Origin of the sequence: Cellulosimicrobium funkei, assembly GCF_900155925.1 — a bacterium.
Classification (GTDB): domain Bacteria; phylum Actinomycetota; class Actinomycetes; order Actinomycetales; family Cellulomonadaceae; genus Cellulosimicrobium; species Cellulosimicrobium funkei.
Window position 1 is genome coordinate 1 of record NZ_FTMI01000007.1, and the last position, 25,951, is coordinate 25,951.

General features: G+C 76.2%; 23 protein-coding genes. 16 read left to right on the top strand and 7 right to left on the bottom strand.

The annotated features are described in order from the left end of the window. Positions 1–199 precede the first annotated feature (199 nt). The 4 genes from BXA05_RS16215 to BXA05_RS16230 form a co-directional block, all read right to left on the bottom strand. Positions 200–1,171: an alpha/beta hydrolase gene (locus BXA05_RS16215; RefSeq protein ID WP_076406135.1), complete on the bottom strand. Its 972-nt coding sequence runs from the start codon at positions 1,169–1,171 to the stop codon at positions 200–202. Continuing rightward, on the bottom strand, positions 1,168–2,127 hold the full coding sequence (locus BXA05_RS16220) for a zinc-binding dehydrogenase (RefSeq protein ID WP_076406137.1): 960 nt from the start codon (positions 2,125–2,127) through the stop codon (positions 1,168–1,170). Before BXA05_RS16220 ends, BXA05_RS16215 begins: the two co-directional genes overlap by 4 nt. Before the next feature lie 85 nt (positions 2,128–2,212). Beyond that, complete coding sequence (gene metX / locus BXA05_RS16225; protein ID WP_082774869.1) at positions 2,213–3,529, bottom strand: homoserine O-acetyltransferase MetX; 1,317 nt, start codon at positions 3,527–3,529, stop codon at positions 2,213–2,215. Between the two features lie 22 nt (positions 3,530–3,551). Beyond that, positions 3,552–4,895, bottom strand: a complete 1,344-nt coding sequence (locus BXA05_RS16230; RefSeq protein WP_076406139.1) for a bifunctional o-acetylhomoserine/o-acetylserine sulfhydrylase — start codon at positions 4,893–4,895, stop codon at positions 3,552–3,554. Positions 4,896–5,239: 344 nt separating this feature from the next. On the opposite strand from BXA05_RS16230, the gene BXA05_RS16235 reads away from it, so the two are divergent. Next, a complete protein-coding gene (locus tag BXA05_RS16235) occupies positions 5,240–6,604 on the top strand; it encodes a C40 family peptidase (protein WP_076406141.1) in 1,365 nt (454 codons plus the stop codon). Between the two features lie 70 nt (positions 6,605–6,674). Here BXA05_RS16235 and BXA05_RS16240 read toward each other — a convergent pair whose 3' ends face one another. Continuing rightward, the gene (locus BXA05_RS16240) at positions 6,675–7,178 is read right to left on the bottom strand and encodes an inorganic diphosphatase (protein WP_034655165.1); all 504 of its coding nucleotides are present in this window, start codon (positions 7,176–7,178) and stop codon (positions 6,675–6,677) included. A gap of 261 nt (positions 7,179–7,439) precedes the next feature. Between BXA05_RS16240 and dacB the strand changes: the two genes are divergently transcribed. Further along, positions 7,440–8,852 carry a D-alanyl-D-alanine carboxypeptidase/D-alanyl-D-alanine endopeptidase gene (dacB, locus tag BXA05_RS16245; protein ID WP_061269268.1) on the top strand — a complete coding sequence of 471 codons (1,413 nt, stop codon included), beginning with the start codon at positions 7,440–7,442 and terminating at the stop codon, positions 8,850–8,852. 34 nt (positions 8,853–8,886) lie between these two features. Here the strand turns inward: dacB and BXA05_RS16250 are convergent, their stop codons facing one another. Both BXA05_RS16250 and vapB read right to left on the bottom strand, forming a co-directional pair. Next, complete coding sequence (locus BXA05_RS16250) at positions 8,887–9,309, bottom strand: type II toxin-antitoxin system VapC family toxin (RefSeq protein ID WP_021482084.1); 423 nt, start codon at positions 9,307–9,309, stop codon at positions 8,887–8,889. After that, positions 9,306–9,539: a type II toxin-antitoxin system VapB family antitoxin gene (vapB, locus tag BXA05_RS16255; protein ID WP_009863886.1), complete on the bottom strand. Its 234-nt coding sequence runs from the start codon at positions 9,537–9,539 to the stop codon at positions 9,306–9,308. Before vapB ends, BXA05_RS16250 begins: the two co-directional genes overlap by 4 nt. An 85-nt stretch (positions 9,540–9,624) precedes the next feature. Between vapB and BXA05_RS16260 the strand changes: the two genes are divergently transcribed. The 14 genes from BXA05_RS16260 (at position 9,625) to BXA05_RS16330 (ending at position 25,892) form a co-directional block, all read left to right on the top strand. Then, positions 9,625–10,752 (top strand): Rv3626c family coenzyme F420 biosynthesis-associated protein, encoded by a 1,128-nt coding sequence (locus tag BXA05_RS16260; protein ID WP_076406143.1) that lies wholly within the window; start codon positions 9,625–9,627, stop codon positions 10,750–10,752. 3 nt (positions 10,753–10,755) lie between these two features. Further along, a complete protein-coding gene (gene tilS / locus BXA05_RS16265) occupies positions 10,756–11,838 on the top strand; it encodes a tRNA lysidine(34) synthetase TilS (RefSeq protein WP_076406145.1) in 1,083 nt (360 codons plus the stop codon). Between the two features lie 5 nt (positions 11,839–11,843). After that, positions 11,844–12,398 (top strand): hypoxanthine phosphoribosyltransferase, encoded by a 555-nt coding sequence (hpt, locus tag BXA05_RS16270; RefSeq protein WP_021479810.1) that lies wholly within the window; start codon positions 11,844–11,846, stop codon positions 12,396–12,398. Positions 12,399–12,576: 178 nt separating this feature from the next. Further along, positions 12,577–14,679 carry an ATP-dependent zinc metalloprotease FtsH gene (gene ftsH / locus BXA05_RS16275; RefSeq protein ID WP_043659730.1) on the top strand — a complete coding sequence of 701 codons (2,103 nt, stop codon included), beginning with the start codon at positions 12,577–12,579 and terminating at the stop codon, positions 14,677–14,679. Further along, positions 14,679–15,332, top strand: coding sequence for a GTP cyclohydrolase I FolE (gene folE, locus BXA05_RS16280; protein ID WP_061269264.1), 654 nt, complete (start codon positions 14,679–14,681; stop codon positions 15,330–15,332). The genes ftsH and folE overlap by 1 nt, the downstream gene beginning before the upstream one ends. 64 nt (positions 15,333–15,396) lie before the next feature. Further along, the gene (folP, locus tag BXA05_RS16285) at positions 15,397–16,284 is read left to right on the top strand and encodes a dihydropteroate synthase (protein WP_083711990.1); all 888 of its coding nucleotides are present in this window, start codon (positions 15,397–15,399) and stop codon (positions 16,282–16,284) included. A gap of 121 nt (positions 16,285–16,405) precedes the next feature. Then, positions 16,406–19,036 (top strand): 2-amino-4-hydroxy-6-hydroxymethyldihydropteridine diphosphokinase, encoded by a 2,631-nt coding sequence (folK, locus tag BXA05_RS20320; protein ID WP_244550494.1) that lies wholly within the window; start codon positions 16,406–16,408, stop codon positions 19,034–19,036. Then, positions 19,036–19,554, top strand: a complete 519-nt coding sequence (locus BXA05_RS16300; RefSeq protein ID WP_061269263.1) for a DUF3180 domain-containing protein — start codon at positions 19,036–19,038, stop codon at positions 19,552–19,554. The genes folK and BXA05_RS16300 overlap by 1 nt, the downstream gene beginning before the upstream one ends. Before the next feature lie 67 nt (positions 19,555–19,621). Next, a complete protein-coding gene (locus BXA05_RS16305; protein WP_043660504.1) occupies positions 19,622–20,140 on the top strand; it encodes a PH domain-containing protein in 519 nt (172 codons plus the stop codon). Further along, positions 20,137–21,675: a PH domain-containing protein gene (locus BXA05_RS16310; protein WP_076406147.1), complete on the top strand. Its 1,539-nt coding sequence runs from the start codon at positions 20,137–20,139 to the stop codon at positions 21,673–21,675. The genes BXA05_RS16305 and BXA05_RS16310 overlap by 4 nt, the downstream gene beginning before the upstream one ends. Further along, the gene (locus BXA05_RS16315) at positions 21,672–22,697 is read left to right on the top strand and encodes a Rossmann-like and DUF2520 domain-containing protein (RefSeq protein ID WP_076406149.1); all 1,026 of its coding nucleotides are present in this window, start codon (positions 21,672–21,674) and stop codon (positions 22,695–22,697) included. Before BXA05_RS16310 ends, BXA05_RS16315 begins: the two co-directional genes overlap by 4 nt. Then, complete coding sequence (gene panC, locus BXA05_RS16320; protein WP_061269259.1) at positions 22,694–23,692, top strand: pantoate--beta-alanine ligase; 999 nt, start codon at positions 22,694–22,696, stop codon at positions 23,690–23,692. Before BXA05_RS16315 ends, panC begins: the two co-directional genes overlap by 4 nt. A 53-nt stretch (positions 23,693–23,745) precedes the next feature. Next, positions 23,746–24,204, top strand: coding sequence for an aspartate 1-decarboxylase (panD, locus tag BXA05_RS16325; RefSeq protein WP_051028700.1), 459 nt, complete (start codon positions 23,746–23,748; stop codon positions 24,202–24,204). Then, a complete protein-coding gene (locus tag BXA05_RS16330; protein WP_076406151.1) occupies positions 24,201–25,892 on the top strand; it encodes an L-aspartate oxidase in 1,692 nt (563 codons plus the stop codon). Before panD ends, BXA05_RS16330 begins: the two co-directional genes overlap by 4 nt. Positions 25,893–25,951 lie beyond the last annotated feature (59 nt).

Below are 25,951 nucleotides of genomic sequence, written 5' to 3' on the forward strand. Positions count from 1 at the left end.
TACTGCCCTGGAGACGGGGTGGGAGAGTAGGACGCCGCCGGACAACCCTTCACCGAAGGCCCACCCCACACGGGGTGGGCCTTCGGCATTTCCGCATACCCCCACACCACGCGACGGACGTGTCGGTGCCGGCACGTCCTGGGCCGTCGTCGGGCCGCACGGACGGGCGAACGAGGATGTGAGAGCGGACGAGTGTCGCTCAGGACCAGCCGTACGCCGCCGACCACCGGACGATCTCCGCGAAGAAGCGTGACCGGGGTTCCGGCGCCGAGAGCGACAGGTCGTGCATGCCGCCAGGGATACGTACCAGGGTGACGACGCTACCCAGGTGCGAGGCCCGGCGGGCGAGCGGCTCGACGTCGAGCACGATGTCTGCGGCGCGCATGTCCTCCGTCCACCGCGTGCTGAACAGCGACCTCTCGGCGAGCAGCACGAGCACGGGGCAGTCGATCGCCAGGCCGGCCGCGACGCGCGCGTGGCCGGAGATGATCGCGCGCAGCCATCCCGCGCGGACGGGGAACGACGGGACGGGGCGCCACGCGTCGTCGATGGTCCACGTGCCGTCCTCCCGGTCCCGGAGCGTCCGGGCGTAGTAGCCGGGATCGACGTTGGGGAGCGGGGCACGGGGCTGGAAGCGGGCGAGCTGGCGGATCGCGGGGCCGGAGACGGTCCGCGCGACCGACGACCCCTGCAGCTCCAGCCACGGGCTGTTGAGCACCAGGCCACGCACGACGCCGGGGTGCCGGTGCGCCCACAGCGCCGCGACGAGACCGCCGGTCGAGTGCCCCATGAGCATGATCGCGACGTGCGCCCCGAGGTCCTCCCGCACGACGTCCAGCGCGGCGGCGATGTCGGCGTCGTACTCCTCGAGGTGGTCCGCGTACCCGGGGGTCTGGTGCGGGCGCAGGCTGCGACCGTACTTGCGCAGGTCGACGGCGTAGAACGCCGCGCCGAGGCCGTGCCAGGTCTGGGCGAGCTCGGTCTGGAAGAAGTAGTCGCTCCAGCCGTGGATGTAGAGCACCGCGCGCGCGGGGCGCAGGGGCTCCTCCGTGGGCGGGACGTGCCGGACGACCGTGACGACGACGTCGCCCTCGTCGTCGGGCTCCAGCTCGACGGTGCGCTGCTCGAACTCTGCCCCGAGCACGTCGGGGGCCCAGGCCGCGGACGTCACGGCGTGAGCACCACCTTGCCGAAGTGGTCGCCGGCCGCGAGCCGCGCGAGGCCGTCGCGCGCGCGGTCGAGGGGGAGCACCTGGTCGACGACGGGGCGCACCTCGCTCCGTGCGAGGAACCGCAGGAGCGCGGCGAGGTCGTGGCGCGAGCCCATGGTCACGCCCTGCACGCGGATCTCGTGGAAGAACACGCGTGTGAGCTCGGCGGGCGACGCGTCGCCGCTCGTGGCGCCCGCCACGACGACGGTGCCGCCCGGTCGCACGGACCGCAGCGAGTGGCTCCACGTGGCCTGCCCGACCGTCTCGACGACGACGTCGACGGGCGCGGGCAGGCGGGCGCCGGGCTCGAACGTCGCCGCCGCCCCGAGGCGGGCCGCTCCGGCGCGCTTCGCCGCGGAGCGGGAGGTCACCCACGTCTCGAGCCCCGCGGCGGCGCCGAGCGCGACGGCCGCCGTCGCGACCCCGCCGCCCGCGCCCTGCACGAGGACGCGGTCCCCGGGGGCGGCGCCACCGGCGGTGAAGAGCATGCGGTAGGCCGTGAGCCACGCCGTCGGGACGCACGCGGCCTCGACGAAGGTCAGCTCGGGCGGCTTGGGGACGAGGTTGTGGGTCGGGACGGCGACGCGCTCCGCGAGCGTGCCCGGGTACCGCTCGGACAGCAGGGATCGACGCTCGGTGGGCCCGACACCGTGCCCGTCCGCACCGACCACGGCGTGCACGACGACCTCGGAGCCGTCGGGGGCGACGCCGGCGGCGTCGGTCCCGAGGATCATGGGCAGGCGGTCGGCGGGCAGCCCGACGCCGCGCAGCGACCAGAGGTCGTGGTGGTTGAGCGACGCGGCGCGCACGTCGACCGTGGTCCAGTGCTCGCGGGACGCGGGCTCGGGGCGGTCCCCGACGACGAGGCCGGCCAGGGGGTCGTCGGGGTCGGTGCGGTCGGCGTAGGCGGCGAGCATGGGACCAACCTACGGTCCGGCCCGTGCTCCGACCATGGGGCCCGCCCGGGAGCATCCCCCCAGGACCTGCCCCAACGGCGATGCGTCAGTCGCGCACGCGCGCCCGCTCGCCCAGGAAGTCGGCGACGATCGGTCCGAGCTGGTCGAACTCGATGAGGAAGCCGTCGTGCCCGAAGTCGCTCGTGAGCGTCCGCAGGGGCTCGGCGCCGGGGATGCCGGCGGCGATGCGCGCGCAGTCGGCGGGGAGGAACAGCCGGTCGGTGTCGACGGCGACGACGAGCGCGTGCGCGGTGATCTGCGCGAGCGCCGCCTCGACGCCGCCGCGGTCGCGCCCGAGGTCGTGCGTGAGCATCGACTCGGTGAGCACGACGTACGAGTTCGCGTCGAACCGCCGCGCGAGCTTGTCCCCGTGGTGGTCGAGGTAGGACTGCACGGCGTAGCGGCCGTCGGTGAACGGGTCCTCGCCGCCCTGCGGCAGCCGGCCGAAGCGGTCGTCGAGCTCGCGCGCGGACCGGTAGGTGGCGTGAGCGATCTGCCGGGCGATGCCGAGCCCGACGTGCGGACCGTCGCCGTCCGCGGCGTCGTAGTAGTCGCCGCCGCGGAAGCCCGGGTCCGCGCGGACGGCGCCGAGCTGCGGGTGGGCCCAGGCGATCTGGTCGCCCGTGGTCTGGGCGGCGGTCGCGATCGCGGCGAGCGAGACGACGTCGACCCCGGCCTCGGGCCCGAGGAGCGCCCACTCCAGCACGCGGTGCCCACCCATCGAGGCGCCGACGACGAACGCCCACGACGTGACGCCGAGCGTCCGGGCGAGCTCGATCTCGACCGCGACCTGGTCGCGCGTCGTGACGCGCGGGAACCGGCTGCCCCACGGGCGGCCGTCGGGCGCGGTCGACGCCGGTCCGGTGGTGCCCTGGCAGCCGCCGAGCACGTTGGGCGCGACGACGAACCAGCGGTCGGTGTCGATCGGGGCGCCGGGCCCCACGAGCGACTCCCACCAGCCCGCGGTGACGTGCCCCGGGCCGGCGGGGCCGCTCACGTGCGAGTCGCCGGTGAGGGCGTGCAGCACGAGGACGGCGTTCGACCCGTCGGGCGCGAGCGTGCCCCACGTCTCGTACGCGACCCGGACGTCGGGCAGGCGGGCGCCGGACTCGAGGTCGAACGTGCCGACGTCGGCGAAGCGTCGCCGGCCCGCCGGGTCGCCCTCGCGCCACGCCCCGGTCGCCGGGACCGGGGCCTTCACCCGCGCGCGCGACGGCGCCACGCCGTGCGTCGACGAGTCGCCCGGCCGCGCGCCGGAGCGGGCGTCGGGGGCGGGGGAGAGGAGCTCGTCGTTCACCGGGGTCACCGTCGGCCACTGTACGGCCGGGGCGCCCAGGGCGCCCCGGCTGTCCAGATCCGTCATCGTCGCGCCCGTCGTCGGCCGGTCAGGAGCCCAGCGCCGACTTGGCGGCGGTGAACCCGAGCTCGAGGTCGGCGAGGATGTCGTCGACGTGCTCGATGCCGACCGCGAGGCGGACCAGGCCCGGCGTCACGCCGGACTTCGCCTGCTCCTCGGGGCTGAGCTGGGCGTGCGTCGTCGACGCCGGGTGGATGACGAGCGACCGGACGTCGCCGATGTTCGCCACGTTCGAGTGGAGCTGCAGCGCGGAGACGAACGCCTGCCCGGCGTCGCTGCCGCCGTCGAGCTCGAACGCGAGGACCGCGCCCGCGCCGCGCGGCAGGTACTTCTGCGCGTTCGCGTGCCACGGGCTCGAGGGCAGGCCCGCGTAGTGGACGGTCCGGACGTCGTCGCGCGCCTCGAGCCACTCGGCGACCTTCTGCGCGTTGGCGACGTGGCGCTCGACGCGGAGCGACAGCGTCTCGATGCCCTGCGCGATGAGGAACGCGTTGAAGGGCGAGATCGCCGAGCCCAGGTCGCGCAGGAGCTGGACGCGCGCCTTGAGCACGTACGCGAGGTTGGCACCGAGGATGCCGCCCACGCCGAGGTCGCGCGCGTAGACGAGACCGTTGTACGAGGGGTCGGGCGTGTTGTAGTTCGGGAACCGCTCCGGGTGCGCCGCGTAGTCGAACGTGCCGCCGTCGACGATCACGCCGCCGATCGCGGAGCCGTGGCCGCCGAGGTACTTCGTCGCGGAGTGCACGACGACGTCCGCCCCGTGCTCGAGCGGGCGCAGCAGGTAGGGCGTGGCGACCGTGTTGTCGACGATCAGCGGGACACCGACCTCGTGCGCGACCGCCGCGACGGCCTCGATGTCGAGGACGTCGGCCTGCGGGTTCGGGATCGTCTCGCCGAAGAACAGCTTGGTGTTCGGGCGCACGGCGTCGCGCCAGGCCTGCGGGTCGTGCGGGTCGGCGACGAACGTCGTCTCGACCCCGAGCTTGGCGAGCGAGTACTGCAGGAGGTTGTAGGTGCCGCCGTACAGGCTCGGGGAGGCGACGACGTGGTCGCCCGCCTCGGCGACGTTGAGGATCGCGAACGTCGTCGCGGCCTGCCCGGACGCGAGGAGCAGCGCGCCGACGCCGCCCTCGAGCGAGGCGATGCGGTTCTCCACGACCTCCTGCGTCGGGTTGCCGATGCGCGTGTAGATCGGGCCGAGGTCCTTGAGCGCGAAGCGGTCGGCCGCGACCGAGGCGTCCGGGAAGACGAACGACGTGGTCTGGTAGATCGGGAGCGCGCGGGCGCCGGTCGTCGGGTCGGCGGTCTGGCCGGCGTGGACCTGGCGCGTCTCGAAGGACCAGGCGGGGGCGGTGTCGGTGTCGGTGCTCATGGTTGCTCTCCTGCGGGTGGGGTGGGACGGCGGCGTGAGGGTGCACCGGGGCGGGTGCGGCGGGGACGGGTCGTCGACCGCGGCGAGAGGCGCACGCGGGACGGGATGCCGCGGCGAGGGCGTCGTCGACGACGGCTCGCGGGCAGGCGAACGTGCGCTCGGGTCAGCGACACATTCGACGGGACATGAGGCCGAGGCTAGGCGCGTCGTCGGCAACCCGGTAGGCCCTTCTCAGCATGCGAGACCACATTGTGAGAAGTCCGCGACTGCTCGGATCGCGCGAAGCTGGCGTCCCGGGCAGACTCGTGCGAGTGCTGTCAACGAGACACGCCGAGGAGGGGTTGATGAACCGCGTGACCCGGAGCGCGCCGTGCCGTCGCGTCGCCGTGGCGGGGGCCGCCGGAGCGCTCGTGCTCGCGCTCGGCGTGGGCCTCGCCCCGACCGCGTCGTCCGCGCCGTCGGACGACGACGTGCGCGCCGCGCGCGAGGCCGCCGACGGCGCGTCACGGGACGTCGCGACGGTCGAGCGCGAGCTCGCGGCGCTGCGCGACCGGCACGCGTCCGCGGTCGCGGCCGTCGAGACGGCGGCGGAGGAGTACGCCGCGGCGCAGGGCGAGCTCGAGGCCGCCGACGCGGAGGTGCGCGACGCCCAGGCGGCGCTCGCGACGGCCCGGTCGGGCGAGTCCGAGGCGCGGGCCTCCGTCGGCGCCCTCTTCCGCGCGTCACGCCAGGGCTCGACGGAGCTCGACGCCCTGCGGACGGTCCTGGACGCGGACGGCGTCGAGCAGGTCGTCGCGCGCGAGAACGCCGAGCGCGTCGCGGGCCGCACCGCCGGCCGTGCGGTCGAGACGCACGCGACGGCGCGCGCCGTCGCGGACACGGCCCGCGCGCGGGCCGACGCGGCGCTCGCGCACCAGGCCGAGGTCGAGGACCGAGCGCGCGACGCGCTGGCCGCCGCCCAGGTCTCCTCCGGGGCGCTCGACGAGGCCGTGCAGGAGTCCGCGGCGCGCCGGGAGACGCTGCTCGCCGAGCTCGCGCAGGCCCGGGCCACGAGCGTCGACGTCGAGCGGGAGCGCCAGGACGCGCTCGACGCGCAGGCCGCGAGCGCGCGCGAGAGCGCGGCCCGGGAGCGGGTCGCGCCGCCCGCTGCGGGAACGCCGGCGGCGGCGCCGTCCGCCCCGGCCGCCCCGGCCGCGCAGAACCCGGCTCCCGCCCCGGCTCCGGCCCCCGCTCCCGCCCCGGCGCCGGCTCCCGCCCCAGCGCCTGCCCCGGCTCCGGCGCCTCCGCCTGCTCCCGCCCCGCCGCCCGTGGTCACGCCGCCGCCCGGCACGGGCGTGGGGAACGGCGCCCAGGGTCAGGCCGCCGTCGCGTGGGCGCGCACGAAGATCGGCGCGCCGTACGTGTTCGGCGGCACCGGGCCGGGCTACGACTGCTCGGGCCTCACGTCCCGCGCGTGGGCCGCCGCGGGCGTCGACATCACCCGGACGTCGCGCTCGCAGTACCAGCGCGTGCAGAAGATCTCCTACGACCGCCTCCGCCCGGGCGACCTCATCTTCTACGCCAACGACACGTCGAACCCGTCGACCATCCGCCACGTCGCGATGTACACCGGCGGCGGGATGATGATCGAGGCGCGGCAGCCCGGCAGCCCCGTGCACGAGGTCGCGATGCGCTGGGCCGACGCGATGCCGTACGCGGGCCGACCGTAGCGGTGACGCACGACGGCGGCCGCCCACCTCGTGAGGTGGGCGGCCGCCGTCGTACGGGGGGACGAGCCGGTCAGTGGCCCGGCGTGTGGTACCCGGAGTCGATGGCGCGCTGCAGGGAGCGCTCGATCTCGGCCTCGGCGTCGGCGCGGCCGACCCAGTGCGCGCCCTCGACGGACTTGCCGGGCTCCAGGTCCTTGTAGACCTCGAAGAAGTGCTGGATCTCCAGGCGGTGGAAGTCGGACACGTCGTCGATGTCCTGGCGCCACGCGGCGCGCTGGTCGCCCGTCGGGACGCACAGCACCTTGTCGTCGCCGCCGGCCTCGTCGCGCATGCGGAACATGCCGAGCGCGCGGCAGCGGATCAGGCAGCCCGGGAACGTGGGCTCCTCGAGCAGCACGAGGGCGTCCAGCGGGTCGCCGTCCTCGCCGAGCGTCCCCTCGATGAACCCGTAGTCGTCGGGGTAGCGGGTCGAGGTGAAGAGCATGCGGTCGAGGCGGATGCGACCGGTCGCGTGGTCCACCTCGTACTTGTTGCGCTGCCCCTTGGGGATCTCGATCGTGACGTCGAACTCCACTGCTTCCTCCAGTCGTACCGGCACCGCGGCGCTCGGGCGGTGGCTGGTGTCGGATGATCGACGGACGACGCCGTCGTGCGGGAACTAGTGTGACACGGGACGTCCGCCCACAAGAGTCCGTACGGCCCTGGGCGGGCGACGCCGTGAGTGATAATGCGCACGTGCCCGCGGGCCCGGGGGGCGGGTCGGGCGACCGGCGACCGGTCGGGACGGGCACGAGGACGACGCGCCCCGGCGGCCGGGGCGGACCGAGGGAGAGGTATGGGCTGGGCGACGCGCACGGGCGTGGCCGTCGGCGTGGTGCTCGCGCTCGCGGGCGGGTACGCCGTGGCGGACGCGTACGACGTCGTCCCCGGCGTGCTGACGCTCGAGCCGCCCGTCCCGGAGCCGCCGCCGTTCCCGCAGGCGCCGGGTGCGGCCGCCGCCCCGCCGCTCGAGGTGGAGCTGCCGGCGCTCGACGACGCGGCGCCCGTCCCCGCGACCGGCGCGGTGCAGGCGCTCGTGGACGGGCTCGTCGCGGACACGCGGCTCGGCCCGCGCGTGGGCGTCCTCGTGACCGACGCGGTGACGGGCGACGTGCTGGGCGCCGCCGGCGAGAGCGTGGGGCACGTCCCGGCGTCGACCCTCAAGACGTTCACCGCCGCGGCGGCGCTCACCTCGCCGGGAGCGCACACCACGCTGCCCACCCGGGCCGTCCTCGAGGGGCAGGAGACGGTGTACCTCGTGGGCGGGGGCGACATGATGCTCGCGGCGGGTGCCGGGGACCCGACGGCGGTCAACGGCCGGGCCGGGCTCGGCGACCTGGCCGCGCAGGTCGCGGGCGAGCTGCGGCTGACGGGACGCACGACGATCTCGCTGCGCCTCGACGACACGCTGTTCACCGGGCCCGCGGTCGCGCCGACCGTCGACCCTGCCAGCGTGCGCAACGGCTACGTCGCGCCCGTCGCGGCGCTCGCGGTGAACATCGCGCGCCTCACCGACGAGGAGTACGCGCCGCGCGCGGAGGACCCGGCCCTCGCCGCGGCCGACGCGTTCGTGGCCGCGCTCGCGCAGGAGGGCGTCACCGTCTCCGGGGACGTCGTGCGAGCGCCGGCGCCGAGCGAGGGTCGCACGGTGGGCGAGGTGGAGTCCGCCCCGCTCGGCGACGTCGTCGCGTACCTGCTCCAGCACTCGGACAACACCATCACCGAGGTCGTCGGCCGGGTCGTCGCGCTCGACGCGGGCCTGCCCGGCTCGGGTGCCGGCGCGACCCAGGCCGTGCGGGCGGCGGTCGAGGGCCTCGGCGTCGACCTCACGGGCGCGACGCTCGCGGACCTGTCCGGGCTCGGCGACGGCTCCGTCGTCACGCCCGCACAGCTCGACGAGGTCGTGGGCCTCCTGGCCGACCCTGCGCACCCGCGGCTGCGGCCCGGCGCGGTGGGCCTGCCCGTCGCGGGGCTGTCCGGGACGCTCGACGAGCGCTACCTCGCCAACGCGGGCCGCGGCGTCGTGCGCGCGAAGACCGGCAGCCTGCCGAACGTCACGTCGCTCGCCGGGACGGTCGTCACCGCGGACGACCGCCTCCTCGTGTTCTCCCTCATGGCCGACGCCGTCCCGGACGGCGGCACCTACGGCGCGCGCCTGATCCTCGACGACTTCGTCGCGTCGCTCGCGGAGTGCGGCTGCAGCGCCTGACGGGCCGCGCCACGTCTGGGGGAGGGCTCCCGGTTCAGGGGCCGTGCGTCGCGTCCGCCAGCCAGTCCTCGACCTCGAGGCCGGGCACGCGGGAGAACTCGCGGACGTTGTTGGTCACCAGCACGAGCCCGAGCGACCGGGCGTGCCCGGCGAGGAGCGCGTCGTACGGGCCGACAGGGGTGCCGCGGGCCGCGAGGACGGCGCGGACCCTGCCGGCGTGCATCGCCGCCAGGCTGTCGAAGGGCAGCACGTCGACGAGCGACAGCAGCTCGTCGACCGCCTGCCGGTTGCGGGCCGGGTCCTGCGAGCGCTCCACGCCGTACTCCAGCTCCATCTCGCTCACGGTCGAGACGGCGACGCGCCCCTCTGCCTCGCGCAGCCTCGGACGCGCGGCCGCGCCGTGCCCGCGGAGGAGGGCGACGAGCACGTTCGTGTCGAGCAGGTAGAGGGTGCTCACAGGGCCTCGCGCTCGTCCGCGGTGCCCTGGTCGCGGTCGGCGAGGAAGCCGGGACCGACGCGCAGGCCGTGCTCGAACCACTCGTCCCACCCGGAGCCGGCCGGGGTGATGACCCGTGACCGGCCGATGGCCCGGACGTCCACCTCCCGGACGTCGTCGGGCAGCGCGACCGCCTTGGGCAGCCGGACCGCCTGCGTCCTGTTGCTGCGGAACACCGTCGTGCGCACCATGCCGACCTCCCGTTGTATATCCCGAGAGTATATCCTCCGGGCGTCCTCGAACCCGTCGGCCGGGCGAGCGGGTTACCGTGGGCCGGTGACTCTCGTCGAGCAGGACGGCCGACCCCACGGCCCGTCGCGCGGCGACCGGTCGGTCGTCGACTGGTCCGCCGCCGCGCAGATCGCCGGGCGCCTCGCGCGCCCGGGGCCCCAGGCGTCGCGCGCCGAGCTGGCCGACCTCGTCGAGGGGCTGCGCACCGCGGCGGGCGAGGCCGTCCCGCACGTGCTCGACGTGACCCGCATGACGCCCGTCGCGGGGACCCCGGAGACGCTGGGCACGGTGCACGTCGTCGACCGGCCGCGCTGGGCGCGGGCCAACACCGAGGTCATGGCGTCGCTCACCACGGGCGTCACCGAGGCGCTCGTGGGGGAGAGCGGTCGCGTGCCGCAGGCGACCGCCCTCGTCGGCGCCGCGCAGGTCGGGTCGGTCCTCGCGGTCCTCGCGAGCCGCGTCCTCGGCCAGTTCGACCCGTACAGCGGGCAGGCCGCGGCAGGGGCGGGCCCCGGCCGGCTCGTGCTCGTCGCGCCCAACGTGCTCCAGGTCGAGCGCGCGCTCGACCTGCGGTCCGCCGACTTCCGGCTCTGGGTGTGCCTGCACGAGCAGACGCACGCCCTCCAGTTCGCGGCGGCGCCGTGGCTCGCGGACCACCTGCGCACGCGCGCGGGCGACCTCCTCACCGAGCTCTCCGCGTCGTCGCGACGCCTCGCCGAGGCCCGCCTGCGCGACAAGCTCGTCGCGGTGGGGCGCGCCGTCCTGCACGCGGTGCGCGGCGAGGGCACGACCCTCCTCGACGGCCTCCTCACGCCCGAGGAGCAGGACCGGCTCGCCGACGTCACGGCCGTCATGGCGCTCCTGGAAGGCCACGCGGACGTCGCGATGGACGCCGTCGGGCCGCGCACCGTGCGCACGGTGCGCAGCATCCGGCGCAAGTTCGACGCGCGGCGCGACGGCGAGGGCAGCTCCGGCCTCGACGTCGTGCTGCGGCGCCTGCTCGGCATGGACGCCAAGATCGCCCAGTACCGCGACGGGGCGGCGTTCGTCCGCGCGGTCGAGAAGGACGTCGGGCGCGACGGCTTCAACGCCGTGTGGGCCTCCCCGGAGAACCTGCCCACGGCCCGCGAGATCGCCGACGCGCGCGCCTGGGTGCGCCGCGTGCACGGCTGAGCCGTGGGCGGGCCGGCGCCGGTCGTCGCCGCCGCGCGCCACGCCGTGCGCGGCGCGCTCGCGGACCTTCCCGCAGGGGCGACGGTGCTCGTCGCCTGCTCCGGCGGCGCCGACTCGACGGCGCTCGCGGCCGCCACCGCGTTCGTGGCGCCGCGCCTCGGGCTGCGGGCGGGCGCCGTCGTCGTGGACCACGGGCTCCAGGACGGCAGCGCCGCCGTCGCGGCGGCCGCCGCCGAGCGGTGCCGCGACCTGGGGCTCGACCCGGTGGAGGTGCGCCGCGTCGTCGTCCCGACGGCGGGCGACGGCCCGGAGGCCCACGCCCGGACGGCCCGGTACGCCGCGCTCGACGACGTCGCGGCGGCCCACGGCGCCGGCGCGGTGCTCCTGGGCCACACGCTCGACGACCAGGCCGAGACGGTGCTGCTCGGCCTCGCCCGCGGGGCGGGGGCGCGCTCGCTCGCGGGCATGGCGCCGCGGCGCGGGGCGTACCGGCGCCCGTTCCTCGCCCTGCGGCGCACGCAGACCGAGGCGGTGTGCCGCACGCTCGGGCTCGACTGGTGGGACGACCCCACGAACACGGGCGCGCCGCTGCGCTCGCAGGTCCGCGCGCGGGTCGTGCCGGCGCTCGTCGACGTGCTCGGCCCGGGCGCGGTGCCCGCGCTCGCGCGCAGCGCCGACCTCCTGCGCGACGACGCCGACCTCCTCGACGCGCTCGCGGCCGACCTCCTCGCGGCGGCCCTCGTCCCACCCGGCGCGGACCCCGCCCCCGGCGCGGACCCCGGCCCCGGCGGGGGAGCGGCGTCCCGCGCGACGGTCGTGCTCGACGTCGGCCCGCTCGCCGCCGCGCACCCGGCGCTGCGGCGTCGTGCGCTGCGGTCCGCGGCGCTGCGCGCGGGGTGCCCGGGGAGCGACCTGTTCGCCGTCCACGTCGACGCGCTCGACGCGCTCGTCACCGCGTGGCGCGGCCAGGGCCCGGTGCACCTCCCGGGCGACCGCAGGGCGTCGCGCGCGTGTGGCAGGCTTTCCCTGGGCCCGGGGCCAACGCGCCGGGCCGGCACCTCCCCCCTCCCCCCAGCTCAGGAGTGACCCCCGTGGAAGCATCGGACGTCGCAGGCGACCTCGAGAACATCCTGCTCACCGAGGACCAGCTCGGTGCGCGGCTCGACGAGATCGCCGCGCAGATCGACCGTGACTACGCGGGCAAGGACCTCCTGCTCGTCGGCGTGCTCAAGGGCGCCGTCATGGTCATGGCGGACCTGGCGCGCCGCCTGCACAGCCACGTCGAGATGGACTGGATGGCCGTGTCGTCGTACGGCTCGGGCACCAAGTCGTCGGGCGTCGTGCGCATCCTCAAGGACCTCGACGCGGACCTCACCGGCCGCAACGTGCTCATCGTCGAGGACATCATCGACTCGGGCCTCACGCTCTCGTGGCTGCTGTCGAACCTCCGCTCGCGCGGCCCGGCGTCGGTCGAGATCGCGGCGATGCTCCGCAAGCCCGACGCGGCGAAGACCGAGGTCGACGTGCGCTACGTCGGCTTCGACATCCCCAACGAGTTCGTCGTGGGCTACGGCCTCGACTACGCGGAGAAGTACCGCAACCTGCCGTTCGTCGGGACGCTCGCGCCGCACGTCTACTCGAGCTGAGCCGGGCGGCGGCGGGCCACGAGCCCGCCCGGACCGCCCAGGGAGCTGCTCAGGAAGTACGGACCACGCCCTGGGCGAACAGGGGGAAGATCCCCAGCAGGCGCCAAGGTCCAGAGTGTAGTTTCGAGCCCGAACACTTGCGCGAGCGGAGGGATCCGGGGCGCACGCCCCGTCGCCGATGAACATCAAGAAGATTCTCAGTGGGCCGATCGTCTGGATCGTCCTGGGCCTCGTGATCCTGTGGATCGCGTTCGCGACGTTGTCGCGCCCCACGGTCCAGCGCATCGACACGTCCGCGGGCCTCGAGCTGCTCTCGGGCGACACGGTCGAGCAGGCGCTCATCGTGGACGGCGACCAGCGCGTGCGTCTCACGCTGTCCGAGGACTACGTGGCCGACGAGGGCACGGACACCGAGGAGAACAAGGGCAAGAACGTCGAGTTCTACTACGTCCAGCCGCAGGGCGAGGCGGTCGTCGACGCCGTCGTCGCCGCGGAGCCGAAGGACGGGTACAACTCCGAGGTCGCGCAACCCTCGTTCTGGTCCTCGCTGCTCGGGCTGCTCATCCCGTTCCTCATCATCGGCGTGCTGTTCTGGTTCCTGCTGTCGCGCATGCAGGGCGGCGGCTCGCGCGTCATGGGCTTCGGCAAGTCGCGCGCCAAGCTCGTCTCGAAGGACACCCCGCAGGTGACGTTCGCGGACGTCGCGGGCGCCGACGAGGCGGTCGAGGAGCTCCACGAGATCAAGGAGTTCCTCTCCGACTCGGAGAAGTTCCAGGCCGTCGGCGCGAAGATCCCCAAGGGCGTCCTGCTCTACGGCCCTCCCGGCACGGGCAAGACGCTGCTCGCGCGCGCCGTCGCCGGCGAGGCGGGCGTGCCGTTCTACTCGATCTCCGGCTCGGACTTCGTCGAGATGTTCGTCGGCGTCGGCGCGAGCCGTGTCCGCGACCTGTTCAACCAGGCCAAGGAGAACTCGCCCGCGATCATCTTCGTCGACGAGATCGACGCCGTCGGCCGCCACCGTGGCGCCGGCATGGGCGGCGGCCACGACGAGCGCGAGCAGACGCTCAACCAGCTCCTCGTGGAGATGGACGGCTTCGACGTCAAGACGAACGTCATCCTCATCGCCGCGACCAACCGCCCCGACATCCTCGACCCGGCGCTCCTGCGCCCGGGCCGCTTCGACCGCCAGATCGCGGTCGAGGCGCCCGACCTCAAGGGTCGCGAGGCGATCCTGCGGGTGCACGCGGCGGGCAAGCCGATCGTCCCCGAGATCGACCTGGCGGCCGTCGCGCGTCGCACGCCCGGCTTCACCGGTGCCGACCTCGCGAACGTGCTCAACGAGGCGGCGCTCCTCACCGCCCGCAGCGGGGCGCAGCTCATCGACGACCGGGCGCTCGACGAGGCGATCGACCGCGTGATCGCCGGTCCGCAGAAGCGCACGCGCGTCATGAACGTCAAGGAGCAGAAGATCACCGCGTACCACGAGGGCGGCCACGCCCTCGTCGCGGCGGCCATGCGCTACACGGACCCCGTCACGAAGGTGACGATCCTCCCGCGCGGCCGGGCCCTCGGGTACACGATGGTCATGCCGACCGAGGACAAGTACTCCACGACGCGCAACGAGCTGCTCGACCAGCTCGCGTACGCGATGGGCGGCCGCGTCGCCGAGGAGCTCGTGTTCCACGACCCGACGACGGGCGCCTCGAACGACATCGAGAAGGCGACCGCCATCGCGCGGAAGATGGTCACCGAGTACGGCATGAGCGAGCGCGTCGGCGCGATCAAGCTCGGCTCCGGCTCGGGCGAGCCGTTCCTCGGCCGCGACATGGGCCACCAGCGCGACTACTCGGAGTCGGTCGCGGGCACGGTGGACCACGAGGTCCGCAAGCTCGTCGAGGCCGCGCACGACGAGGCGTGGGAGGTGCTCACGCAGTACCGCGACGTGCTCGACGCCCTCGTGCTCGAGCTCCTCGAGAAGGAGACGCTGAACCAGGCCGAGCTCGCGCGCGTGTTCTCCCCCGTCGAGAAGCGCGCCCCGCGCGACGTCTGGCTCTCGAGCGAGCAGCGGGCCGTCTCCCAGCGCGGGCCCGTGCTCACCGACGCCGAGAAGGCGGCGCAGAACGGCGCGCCCGTGATCCCGCAGGACGAGGCCGCGGCCGCGAACGACGAGCTCCCCCCGGAGCGGATCGGCGAGGTGCCCGCGGACAGCCCGCTGGACCGCGCGCTCGGCCGCGACACGACCACGGACGTCACGGACGTGCGCGAGCCGGGGCAGGACTGATGGGCACCCCCACGGACGCCTCGGCGGGCACGGGAGCGATCACACCGGCCCGGTCGGCGGAGGGCCTGCGCGCCCCCGCGGACGTCCCGCCGTACGACCAGGACCGCGCGGAGGCCGCCGTCCGCGAGCTGCTGCTCGCCGTCGGCGAGGACCCGGACCGCGAGGGGCTGCGCGAGACGCCGGCCCGCGTGGCGCGCGCGTACCGCGAGATCTTCGCGGGCCTGCGCCAGGAGGCCGCGGACGTCCTGACGACGACCTTCGACCTCGGCCACGAGGAGATGGTGCTCGTCAAGGACATCGAGGTGTACTCGACGTGCGAGCACCACCTCGTGCCCTTCCACGGCGTCGCGCACGTCGGGTACATCCCCAACGTGGACGGCCGCATCACGGGCCTGTCGAAGCTCGCGCGCCTCGTCGAGGTGTACGCGCGCCGCCCGCAGGTGCAGGAGCGGCTCACGTCGCAGGTCGCGGACGCGCTCGTGGAGCACCTCAAGCCGCGCGGCGCGATCGTCGTCGTCGAGTGCGAGCACCTGTGCATGTCGATGCGCGGCGTGCGCAAGCCCGGCGCGCGCACCGTCACGTCGGCGGTGCGCGGCCAGATGCGAGACGGCGCGACGCGGGCCGAGGCGATGAGCCTCATCCTGGGGCGCTAGGCCCGTGGACCGGTTCGTGGTCGCGGGGCTCGAGGAGCTCGCGGACGTCGGACGCACGCTCGTCATGGGCGTCGTCAACGTCACGCCCGACTCGTTCTCCGACGGCGGCGAGTGGTTCGAGCCGGACGCCGCGATCGCCCACGGGCGCGAGCTGCTGGGCGAGGGCGCGGACATCCTCGACGTCGGCGGGGAGTCGACCCGCCCCGGGGCGGGGCGGGTGCCCGTCGAGGCGGAGCTCGCGCGCGTGCTCCCCGTGATCTCCGCGCTCGCGGCCGAGGGGGCGGTCGTCAGCGTCGACACGACGCGCGCGGTCGTCGCGGAGCGCGCGGTCGCGGCGGGCGCCCGGCTCGTCAACGACGTCTCCGGCGGTCTCGCCGACCCGGCGATGGCCGACGTCGTCGCGCGCACGGGCGTCGCCTACGTCTGCATGCACTGGCGCGGGCACGCTGACGTCATGGACGACCTCGAGGACTACGACGACGTCGTCACGGACGTGCGCGACGAGCTGGCCGCGCGCGTGGACGTGCTCCTCGCGGCGGGCGTGCGGCGCGAGCAGGTCGTGCTCGACCCGGGTCTCGGTTTCTCGAAGGCCGGGTCGTCGAACTGGCCGCTGCTCGCGCGCCTGCGCGAGCTCGAGGCGCTGGGCCTGCCCGTCCTCGTGGGCGCGTCCCGCAAGCGGTTCCTCGGGCACCTCCTCGCGCGCTCCGACGGGCGGCCCGTCCCGCCGCTCCTGCGCGACGACGCGACCGCCGCGGTCACGACCCTCGCCGCGGCGTCGGGCGCGTGGTGCGTGCGGGTCCACGCGGCCCGGGCGTCCGCCGACGCCGTGCGGGTCGCCGCCGCCTGGGGCCGGGCCCGCGACGAGGTCGTGGGTCCCGGGGACGGCGCCGCGGCGGAGCCGACGGACCGACCGAGGGCCGGGAGCGACTCGACGGCGCGGCCCACGACCTAGCAGGATGGGCGAGGGGCCCCGCGGCGCGGGGCGGCCCGGCGCAGCACGACACACGCAACGAGACACGGTGACGACGACCCGCCCCCGTGGGCGACGACGCAGCACCGGACGGGAGCACGACGTGACCACAGCGTTCGCAGGAGCGGTCCTCGACGCGGACGGACGGCCGTTCGACCGGATCCGCCTCACGGGCCTGAGCGCGACGGGCCACCACGGCGTCTTCGAGCACGAGAAGGCGCAGGGCCAGCTCTTCCGGGCCGACGTCGTGCTCCACCTCGACACGCGCGCCGCCGCGAGCGGCGACGACCTGTCCCGGACGGTCAGCTACGCGGGCGTCGCCGAGGACGTCGTCGCGGTCCTCGCCGGATCGCCCGCCGACCTCGTCGAGACCGTCGCCGAGCGCATCGCCGCGACGATCCTCACGCACGACGACGTCGTCGCGGTCGACGTCGCGGTGCACAAGCCGCAGGCGCCGATCACGGTCCCGTTCGAGGACGTCGAGGTCGTCATCCGTCGCGACCGCGTGGTCGTCCCCGTCGTCGCGCCGCTGTCGCGCCGCGGGGAGCAGGGGTCGCGCGACGCGCAGCCCGTCGGACCGATCCCGGTCGGATCGGTCGCCCCCGCGCTCATCCACGGCGTCGGCGACGTCCCCGCGCCCGACGACCGGACCCCGCTCGCCCCCGCGCCCGAGGTCATGCCGCCCAGCATCCTCCCAGGCTCGGCCGGTGCCCCGGGCGAGGACGCGCGGACCTCGGCCGAGCCCGGTGCGACGGCGGCCGGGTCCCCGGAGGACGCGCTCGACGCGACCCGCGAGGCGCCCGCCGTCCGGGACGACGCCGTCCCCGGCGACGCCCGTCCCGAGCAGCAGACCCACGTGGAGGCACCGTACGGCGAGGCGCCGTACGGGGAGGCGCCGTACGCGGAGCCCGCGCACGACGACGTCGACGAGCCGGCGCACGACGACGCGGCACCGCACCCGCAGCAGGCGGCGTCGTACGACGAGCTCGTGGCGGGGTCGGTGGCCGCGGCCGGCCCCGCCGAGCACGTGCTGCACCACGACGCGCCGCCGGTCGCGCCCGGCGCGCCGTCGGGCGAGCAGCAGACCGTCCCCGGCGACGCCGCGCCCGTCGAGCGCGCCGCTCCCGAGGCCGAGCCCCTGCCGTACGGTGCCGCGGCCGAGCCCGCCCCGGCGCGCGACGAGGCCCACGGCGGGGCGCACGACGCCGCGGAGGTGGCCGCGCCCGTCGAGCACGACCGGATGGACGACGTGCCCGCCGGGTTCGTCGAGGTCGTGCTCGCGCTGGGCGCGAACCTCGGCGACGCCCAGCAGACGCTGCGCGACGCGATCACGGACCTCGACCGGATCTCCGGTCTCGAGATCACGGAGGTCTCGCCGCTGGCCCGGACGGAGGCCGTGGGCGGCCCCGACCAGCCGGACTACCTCAACACCGTCCTCCTCGCGCGCACGCGCCTGTCGGCGCGCGACCTGCTGCACGCGTGCCAGGCGGTCGAGCAGGCGCACGGCCGGGTGCGTGACGAGCGCTGGGGTCCCCGCACGCTCGACGTCGACCTCATCGTCTACGGCACGCTGACGGCCGTCGCCGACGACCTGGAGCTGCCGCACCCCCGCGCGCACGAGCGGGCGTTCGTGCTCGAGCCGTGGTCGCAGATCGACCCGGACGCGGTGCTCCCGGGCCTCGGGGGCGGTCCGGTCGCGGCCCTCGCCGCGACCGCGCCCGACCGCGGCGGCATCCGGTGGCTCGCGCTCGACTGGCTGACGGACCCTGCTCCGGACCCGACGGGCGCCGTGCCCGTCACCACGGGCAGCACGGACGCCGCGCCGCCGCCCGCGCCCGTCGACGTGCCCGACCCCTACCAGCAGGCGCACACCGGTCCCGTCGCCCCGTACGACGGTCCCGTGACGCCCGGCGGCGACGTGCCTGCCCCCGACGGCGCGCCGGCACCGCAGCACCCGGCACCGCAGCAGTCGGCACCGCAGCAGCCCGTGCCGCCGCACGAGGCGCACCCGGCGCCGCAGCAGCCGCTCGCCCAGGAGCCCCTCGCACAGCAGCCCGCGGCCCCGCAGCAGCCCGCGCCGCAGCAGCCGCCGCACGTCCGGCAGGCGGAGCCGCCGCAGCCGCCCGCACCGGAGCCCGCGCCCCCGGCCGCGCCGCCGCAGGCCGCGGTCGTGCCGCAGCCGGCCGGTCTCCCGCAGACCGTGACGCCGAGCGAGGCGCTCCCGGCACGGCCCGTCTTCGCGCCCGTCTCCGAGGGCGTCGCGCCCGAGGGGGCGGCCCCGCCGATCGTCCCCGACGGCTCGTTCGACCCGCGCGAGGACGCGGGCGTCCCCGTCGCCCCGTTCCCCGGGCCGTCGAACCGGCCGCCGTCGCACCCCGTGCCGTCGTCGCCCGACGCCGGGCACGCCCCGGACGCCGGGCCCGCCCCGGCTCAGGACGCGGCGCGCTTCCCCGAGCACGGCGCACCCGCGCACCCGGTCTTCCCGCCGGTCCACGCGCCCGAGCCCGTGCCGGCCGCGCCGCAGCAGCCGTCCGCGCAGCCCGCGCACCCGCAGCCGCCCGCGGACGCCGCGTCGTCCGGTGACGACATCATCCGGTCGGTGCCGTTCGCGCCGGTCTCGAGCGGTGGACCGGCGTCCGCCCCCGGCCCGCTCGCGGACGCGGGGCTCCCGGCGAACGACCCGTGGCCGCCGTTCGGGCCGGTGTCCGGCGACGGTCGCGACGACGAGCGCTGATGCGGCGCACCTCCGTCCGCACCCTGCTGCTCGTGGCGGTCGCGACCGCCGTCGGCGGGTGGTTCGTCGTGCGCCTGCTCCAGAGCCGCGGCACGCTCCTGCCGGCGGTGCCGTGGATCGTGGACGTCACCGTCCTCGCGCTCGCGGCGGCGGTGTTCTGGGCGGGCTGGACGGTGCGCGCGTACCAGCAGGGCAAGCGTCCGTCGCTCGACGCGATCCGTGCGGCGCGCACGTTCGTCCTCGCGAAGGCGGCCGCGCTCACGGGCGCGCTCCTGACGGGCTGGTACGGCGCGCAGGTGCTCGCCGCCCTGCCCGACCTCTCGATCGACGCGTTCCGCGACCGGGCCCTCGCGGCCGGGGCGGCCGCCGCGTGCGCGGTGGTGCTGGCCGTCGTCGGGCTCGTGGCCGAGCGGTTCTGCCAGCTCCCGCCCGACGACCGCGGCGAGGGCCGGGAGGGCCGCGAGGGCTCGGTGACGCGCGAGGACCCGGAGACTCCGGGCGCGGGCACGCCCGCCTGAGACGCGCCCTCCGCCCCGGCCTGCGCACGACCCGGTCCGCACCGGGACGGGATGGGAGAATCGACGCATGACCGACCCTGCACGGGACCAGGACCCCCGCGGCACCGGCCCCTTCGACCCGCCCGGCATCGAGTGGACGCGCGTGTCGCCGCGGCTCGTCACGGCGCGCCTGCTGTCCGTGGGCATCACGCTCGCGGTCCCGGCCGTCGCCGTGGTCGTGCTCGCGATCCTCTTCCCGCACTGGTGGCAGTGGCTCGTGCTCGGCGTGCTCGCGCTCCTGGGCCTGTGGGCGGCCGTCCTCGTGCCGCGCCAGGTCCGCGCGATCGGCTACGCGGAGCGTGACGACGACCTCCTGATCCGCCACGGCATCATGTTCCGCACGCTCGTCGTCGTGCCCTACGGCCGCATGCAGTACGTCGACGTCCAGGCCGGGCCGCTCGCGCGCAAGCTCGGCATCGCCCAGGTCCAGCTCCACACGGCGTCCGCGTCGACCGACGCGACGATCGACGGTCTCGAGCCCGCCGAGGCGGAGCGCCTGCGCGACCGGCTCGCGTCGCGCGGCGAGGCGAGGCTGGCGGGCCTGTGAACGACGCACCGGCCACCGACGACCTCGTGTGGCACCGGGTGCACCCGGTCACCCCGCTCGTGCGGGGCTGGACCGTCATCGCGGTGCTCCTGGTCGTCGTCGGCCAGCAGACGCTCAACGGGCTGCCCGAGGGGGAGAACCTCCTCGAGGGCGACCGCTGGTGGATGATCCTCCTCGGCATCCTCGTGGTGGGCCTCGTGGGGCTCGGCTACTCGGCGGTCGCGTGGCGCATGACGAGCTACGCGGTCGACGACGAGTCGGTGCACCTGCGCACCGGCGTGCTGTTCCGGCAGCAGCGCAAGGCGCGGCTCGACCGGCTCCAGGCGGTCGACGTCGTGCAGCCGCTCCTCGCCCGGTTCTTCGGGCTCGCGGAGCTCAAGCTCGAGGTCGCCGGGGGAGCGGACTCGGGCGTGAAGCTCGGCTTCCTCAAGGAGGCGGAGGCGAACCGGCTGCGCAACGACCTCCTCGCGCGCGCCGCGGGCCTGCGGGTCGCGCGCGAGCGCCCGGCCGCCGCGACGGCGCCCGGCGCCCCCGGTGCGCCCGCAGTCCCGGGTGCGCCCGGCGCCGTCGACACGCCGGCCGGAGAGGTCACGGTCCCCGCGACGGACGCGCCGTCGTTCGTCGCCGAGGCGCCCGAGCAGCCGGTGACCGCCGTCGGGCCGGGGCGGCTCGTCGCCTCGCTCGTGCGGTCGGGCGCGACGGTCGGTCTCGTCCTCGGTGTGCTCGGCATCGCGGGCGTCGTCGTCGGCACGCGCGAGATCGGGATCCTGTTCAGCGCGCTGCCCGCCGTGCTCGGCTTCGGCGGGTTCCTGTTCTCCCGGTTCACGGGGGAGTTCGGCTTCCGGTCCGCCATCTCGCCCGACGGCATCCGCCTGCGCCACGGCCTGCTGGAGACCCGCTCGCAGACGATCCCGCCCGGCCGCGTCCAGGCCGTGCGGCTGCGGCAGGGACCGTTCTGGCGCGGTCCTGACTGGTGGCGCGTCGACGTCAACGTCGCGGGCTACGGCGTCAGCACCGACGGGACGGACAGCACGAGCGTGCTCCTGCCCGTCGGCACGCGCGACGAGGCGCTCGCGGCCCTGTGGCTCGTGCTGCCGGACCTCGGCACGCCCGACCCCCGCAGCCTGCTCGACGAGGGCCTGTCCGGCCTCGACGCCGGGCAGCACTTCGTCGCGTCCCCGCGCCGCGCGCGCCTGCTGGACCTCGTCGCGTGGCGGCGGAACGGCTTCAGCGTCACCGACCGCGCGCTCCTGCTGCGCGGCGGGCGCGTCTTCCGCACCCTCGTCGTCGTGCCCCACGAGCGCACGCAGTCGCTCGGGCTCGAGCAGGGGCCGCTGCAGCGCCGGCTCGACGTCGCGTCGTTCACCGTGCACTCGACGCCCGGGCCGGTCTCGCCCCAGGTGCGGCACCTCGACGCGGGCGACGCCGCCCGCCTCCTCGACACCCAGGCCGAGCGCGCCCGCGAGGCCCGCGCGCACGCGGGGCCGGAGCTCTGGATGCGCCGCGACGACGTCCCGCTCGAGGAGAACGCGTGAGCGCCGCGGAGGGGGCTCGCCGTCCCGGGCGGCTCGGGGTCGGCGTCGTCGGGGCAGGCCGTGTCGGCGCGGTCCTCGGCAGCGCCCTGCGCGCCGTCGGCCACGCGGTCGTGGGCGCGAGCGGCGTGTCCGACGCGTCGCGCGACCGCATCGAGACGCTCCTCGCGGGGGTGCCCGTCCTCGAGGTCCCGCATGTCGTGGAGCGCGCCGAGCTCGTGCTCCTCGCCGTGCCCGACGACGCGCTCCCGGCCCTGGTCCGCGGCCTCGCCGACACGGGGGCGTGGCAGCCCGGCCAGATCGTCGTGCACACGTCGGGCCGCTACGGCACGGCCGTCCTCGACCCGGCGCGCGCCGCCGGCGCCATCCCGCTCGCGCTGCACCCCGCCATGACGTTCACCGGCACGTCGCTCGACCTCGCGCGGCTGGAGGGCACGACGTTCGCCGTCACCGCGCCCGGCCCGGTCCTGCCGATCGGGCAGGCGCTCGTCGTCGAGCTCGGCGGGGAGCCGGTCGTCGTCGCGGAGGAGTCGCGCGGGCTCTACCACGCGGCCCTCGCGCACGGCGCGAACCACCTCGTCGTGCTCGTCGCGCAGGCCGCGCAGGCGCTCGAGGCCGCGGGCGTCGACCGGCCCGGGCGCGCGCTCGCGCCGCTCCTCGCGGCCGCCCTCGACGGCGCGACGCGAGGCGCCGACGCGGGTGCCGAGTCGGGGACGGGCGCGGGCGCCGGGGCGCTCCTCGGGCTCACCGGGCCGGTGGCGCGGGGCGACGTCGGCACGGTCCGCGAGCACCTCGCCGCCCTGGACGCGCTCGCCGCGACGAGCGACGCGGTGGACGTGCCGCCGTCGTACCGGGCGCTGAGCCGCGCCGCGACGCACCGCGCGCTCGCGGGCGGCCGGCTCGGCGAGCGCGCGGCCCGCGAGCTCCTCGACGCGCTCGACGCGCCCGCGCCCGACCCGCAGGACCGGCACGACCAGCAGGACCGGCCCGACCCGCAGGACCCGCACGACGAAGGACGAGCATGACGAGCACCCCCCGCCCGGACGCCGGGCCCCCCGCAGCCGGGACCCCGGCCGTCGTGACGACGCGCGCCGCGCTGCGCACCGCGCTCGACGCGTGGCGCGCCGAGCACCCGCACGGTCGCCGCGTCGTCGTCATGACCATGGGTGCGCTGCACGCCGGGCACCTCGAGCTCGTGCGCCGGGCGCGCGCGGAGGCGGGCCCCGACGGCCAGGTCGTCGTGACGGACTTCGTCAACCCGCTGCAGTTCGGCCCCGGCGAGGACTACGAGCGCTACCCGCGCGACGTCGCGGCCGACGTGGCGCTGCTCGCCGCGGCGGGCCCGGACGCGGTGGTCGACGTCGTGTTCGCGCCGCCCGTCGACGAGCTCTACCCCGACCTGGGCTCGGCCGACGGCCCGATCGTGCGGGTGACGTCGGGGCGCATCGGGACGGTGCTGGAGGGCGCGTCGCGGCCGGGGCACTTCGACGGCGTGCTCACGGTCGTGCTCAAGCTGCTCCACCTCGTGCGCCCGGACGTCGCCGTGTTCGGGGCGAAGGACGCGCAGCAGCTGCTCGCCGTGCGCCGCATGGTCGCCGACCTCGACCTCGACGTGGAGGTCCTGGCGGTCGAGACCGTGCGCGAGGCGGACGGCCTCGCGCGGTCGTCGCGCAACGCGTACCTCTCCCCGGCCGAGCACGAGCACGCGCTCGCGCTGAGCCGCGCGCTGCGCGCCGGGCGGGACGCCGCGGCCGCGGGGGAGGGCGCGCCGTCCGTGCTCGCCGCCGCGCGGGGAATCCTGGAGGCCACCGACGGCGTTGACGTCGATTACGTGGTGCTCGTCGATCCCGCTACCGTGGAGGACCTGGCGCCCGGCGCCGTCGGCCCCGGGCTCCTCCTGGTGGCGGCACGCGTGGGCACCACGCGTCTCATCGACAACACGGCCGTCGAGATCGTGCCGCCCGCGACCCGGGCGGCGGACCCCGCGGGCCGTGCCCCCGCACCTGGAGGAACCGCGTGACCGCGCAGACCCCGCCGAGCCCGCCGCGACGTCCGGCGTCGCTGCAGCGACCCATGATGATCGGCAAGATCCACCGCGCGACGGTGACGCAGGCCGACCTGCACTACGTCGGCTCGATCACCGTGGACGCCGACCTGCTCGACGCCGCGGACCTCTACCCGGGCCAGCAGGTCGACGTCGTGGACGTCACCAACGGCGCGCGCCTGACGACGTACGTCATCCCGGGAGAGCGCGGTGCGGGCCAGATCTGCATCAACGGCGCCGCCGCGCACCTCGTGAGTCCGGGCGACGTCGTCATCCTCATCGCCTACGGCATGCTCGACGACGCCGACGCGCGCACCTACCTGCCGAACGTCGTCTTCGTGGACGAGCAGAACCGCATCGTCGAGCTCTCCGACGAGCCCGGGCTCGTGCCCGCGGGCCACGGCCTCGAGGCGAGCGGCCTGCCGTTCGCCCCGTTCCGCGGCGCGGTCGACGACGGCGGCGTGGCCTCCGCGGTGCGCCCCGCGTGACCCGGGCCGGCGGGGCGTCCGCGCCCCACCTCGCCCGGTCCCTCGCCGCCCCCGCACCGGGGTGGACGACGACGGCCGACGTCGTCGTCGTCGGCTCGGGCATCGCCGGCCTCACCGCCGCGCTCGAGCTGCGCACGCGCGTGCCGCACGTGCTGCTCGTCACCAAGGGCGAGCTGTCGTCGGGGTCGACGGTCTGGGCGCAAGGCGGCATCGCGGCCGCGCTCGACCCCGAGGACTCGCCCGAGGCGCACCTCGCGGACACGCTCGTCGCGGGGGCCGGCGTGTGCGACCCGGCGGCCGTCGAGGTGCTCGTCACCGAGGGCCCCGCACGCGTGCGCGAGCTCGTCGCGCGCGGCGCGAACTTCGACCGGGCGGCGAACGGTGACATCGCCCTCACGCGCGAGGGCGGGCACCACGCCGACCGGATCGCGCACGCGGGCGGCGACGCCACGGGCGCGGAGATCTCGCGGGCGCTCGTCGCGCAGCTCGAGGCCGTGCGCCGCGACCCGGGCATCGAGGTCATCGAGAACGCGCTCGTGCTCGACGTGCTGACGACCGACGGCTCGGGCGACCGCGCTGCCCGCGCGTGCGGCGTGACCCTCCACGTGCGCGGCGAGGGCTCGCGCGACGGCGTCGGTGCGGTCCTCGCGCGCGCCGTCGTGCTCGCGACGGGGGGAGTGGGGCAGGTGTTCCGCTCGTCGACCAACCCGCCGCAGGCCACGGGCGACGGCATCGCCGCGGCGCTGCGCGCGGGCGCGACGCTCGGCGACCTCGAGTTCGTGCAGTTCCACCCCACGGTGCTGTGGCTCGGGCTCGGCGCCAAGGGGCAGCTCCCGCTCATCTCCGAGGCCGTGCGCGGCGAGGGCGCGATCCTCCTCGACACCGACGGCCACCGGTTCATGCCCGCGCAGCACCCCATGGCCGAGCTCGCGCCGCGCGACGTCGTCGCGCACGCGATCGTGCGGCAGATGGCCGCGACCGGCTCGGACCACGTGCTGCTCGACGCCCGGCACCTCGGCGCCGAGTTCCTGCGCGCGCGCTTCCCGACGATCACCGAGCGGCTCGCCGAGAACGGGCTCGACTGGACCGAGGAGCCCGTCCCCGTGGCGCCCGCCCAGCACTACCACTCGGGCGGCGTCGTGACGGACCTGCACGGTCGCTCCACCGTCGACGGCCTCTACGCGATCGGCGAGGTCGCGTGCACGGGCGTGCACGGCGCGAACCGCCTCGCGTCGAACTCGCTGCTCGAGGGGCTGGTCTTCGCCCACCGGGCGGCGCGGCAGATCACGGAGCGCGTGGCCGCGGGCGAGCTCGAGTTGGGCGAGCCCGTCGACCGTCCGGGGCCGTCGGCCCTCGTGGCGGCGGCCGCGCGCTCGCGCATCCAGTCCATCGCGTCCGCGGGCCCGGGCGTCCTGCGCGACGGCGACGGGCTCGCGGCCGCCGCCGCCCGCCTCGCCGCGGTCCGCACCGACGCGCACGAGGCGAGCGACGTCGTCGCGCAGCCGCAGGCCGCGGAGTGGGAGACGACGAACGTGCACCAGGTCGCGACCGCGCTCACCGCCGCGGCGGCCCTGCGCACCGAGAGCCGCGGCGGCCACTTCCGCACCGACTTCCCGGCGAGCGACCCCGCGTGGGAGCGGCGCGTGCTCGTCTCGCTCGGCGCGGACGGGACCCTGCTCGTCCGCTGAGGCGCGGCGCGCGACCTCGCGACCGCGGGCCTGCACGACCGCGGGCTCGCACGATCGCC

Bases quoted from the DNA above. Each gene is read 5' to 3' on its own strand.
- BXA05_RS16220 (WP_076406137.1), bottom strand. From the start codon at position 2,127: ATGCTCGCCGCCTACGCCGACCGCACCGACCCCGACGACCCCCTGGCC.
- metX (WP_082774869.1), bottom strand. From the start codon at position 3,529: ATGACGGATCTGGACAGCCGGGGCGCCCTGGGCGCCCCGGCCGTACAG.
- BXA05_RS16230 (WP_076406139.1), bottom strand. From the start codon at position 4,895: ATGAGCACCGACACCGACACCGCCCCCGCCTGGTCCTTCGAGACGCGC.
- BXA05_RS16235 (WP_076406141.1), top strand. From the start codon at position 5,240: ATGAACCGCGTGACCCGGAGCGCGCCGTGCCGTCGCGTCGCCGTGGCG.
- dacB (WP_061269268.1), top strand. From the start codon at position 7,440: ATGGGCTGGGCGACGCGCACGGGCGTGGCCGTCGGCGTGGTGCTCGCG.
- vapB (WP_009863886.1), bottom strand. From the start codon at position 9,539: ATGGTGCGCACGACGGTGTTCCGCAGCAACAGGACGCAGGCGGTCCGG.
- ftsH (WP_043659730.1), top strand. From the start codon at position 12,577: ATGAACATCAAGAAGATTCTCAGTGGGCCGATCGTCTGGATCGTCCTG.
- folE (WP_061269264.1), top strand. From the start codon at position 14,679: ATGGGCACCCCCACGGACGCCTCGGCGGGCACGGGAGCGATCACACCG.
- folP (WP_083711990.1), top strand. From the start codon at position 15,397: ATGGGCGTCGTCAACGTCACGCCCGACTCGTTCTCCGACGGCGGCGAG.
- BXA05_RS16300 (WP_061269263.1), top strand. From the start codon at position 19,036: ATGCGGCGCACCTCCGTCCGCACCCTGCTGCTCGTGGCGGTCGCGACC.
- BXA05_RS16305 (WP_043660504.1), top strand. From the start codon at position 19,622: ATGACCGACCCTGCACGGGACCAGGACCCCCGCGGCACCGGCCCCTTC.
- panC (WP_061269259.1), top strand. From the start codon at position 22,694: ATGACGAGCACCCCCCGCCCGGACGCCGGGCCCCCCGCAGCCGGGACC.
- panD (WP_051028700.1), top strand. From the start codon at position 23,746: ATGATGATCGGCAAGATCCACCGCGCGACGGTGACGCAGGCCGACCTG.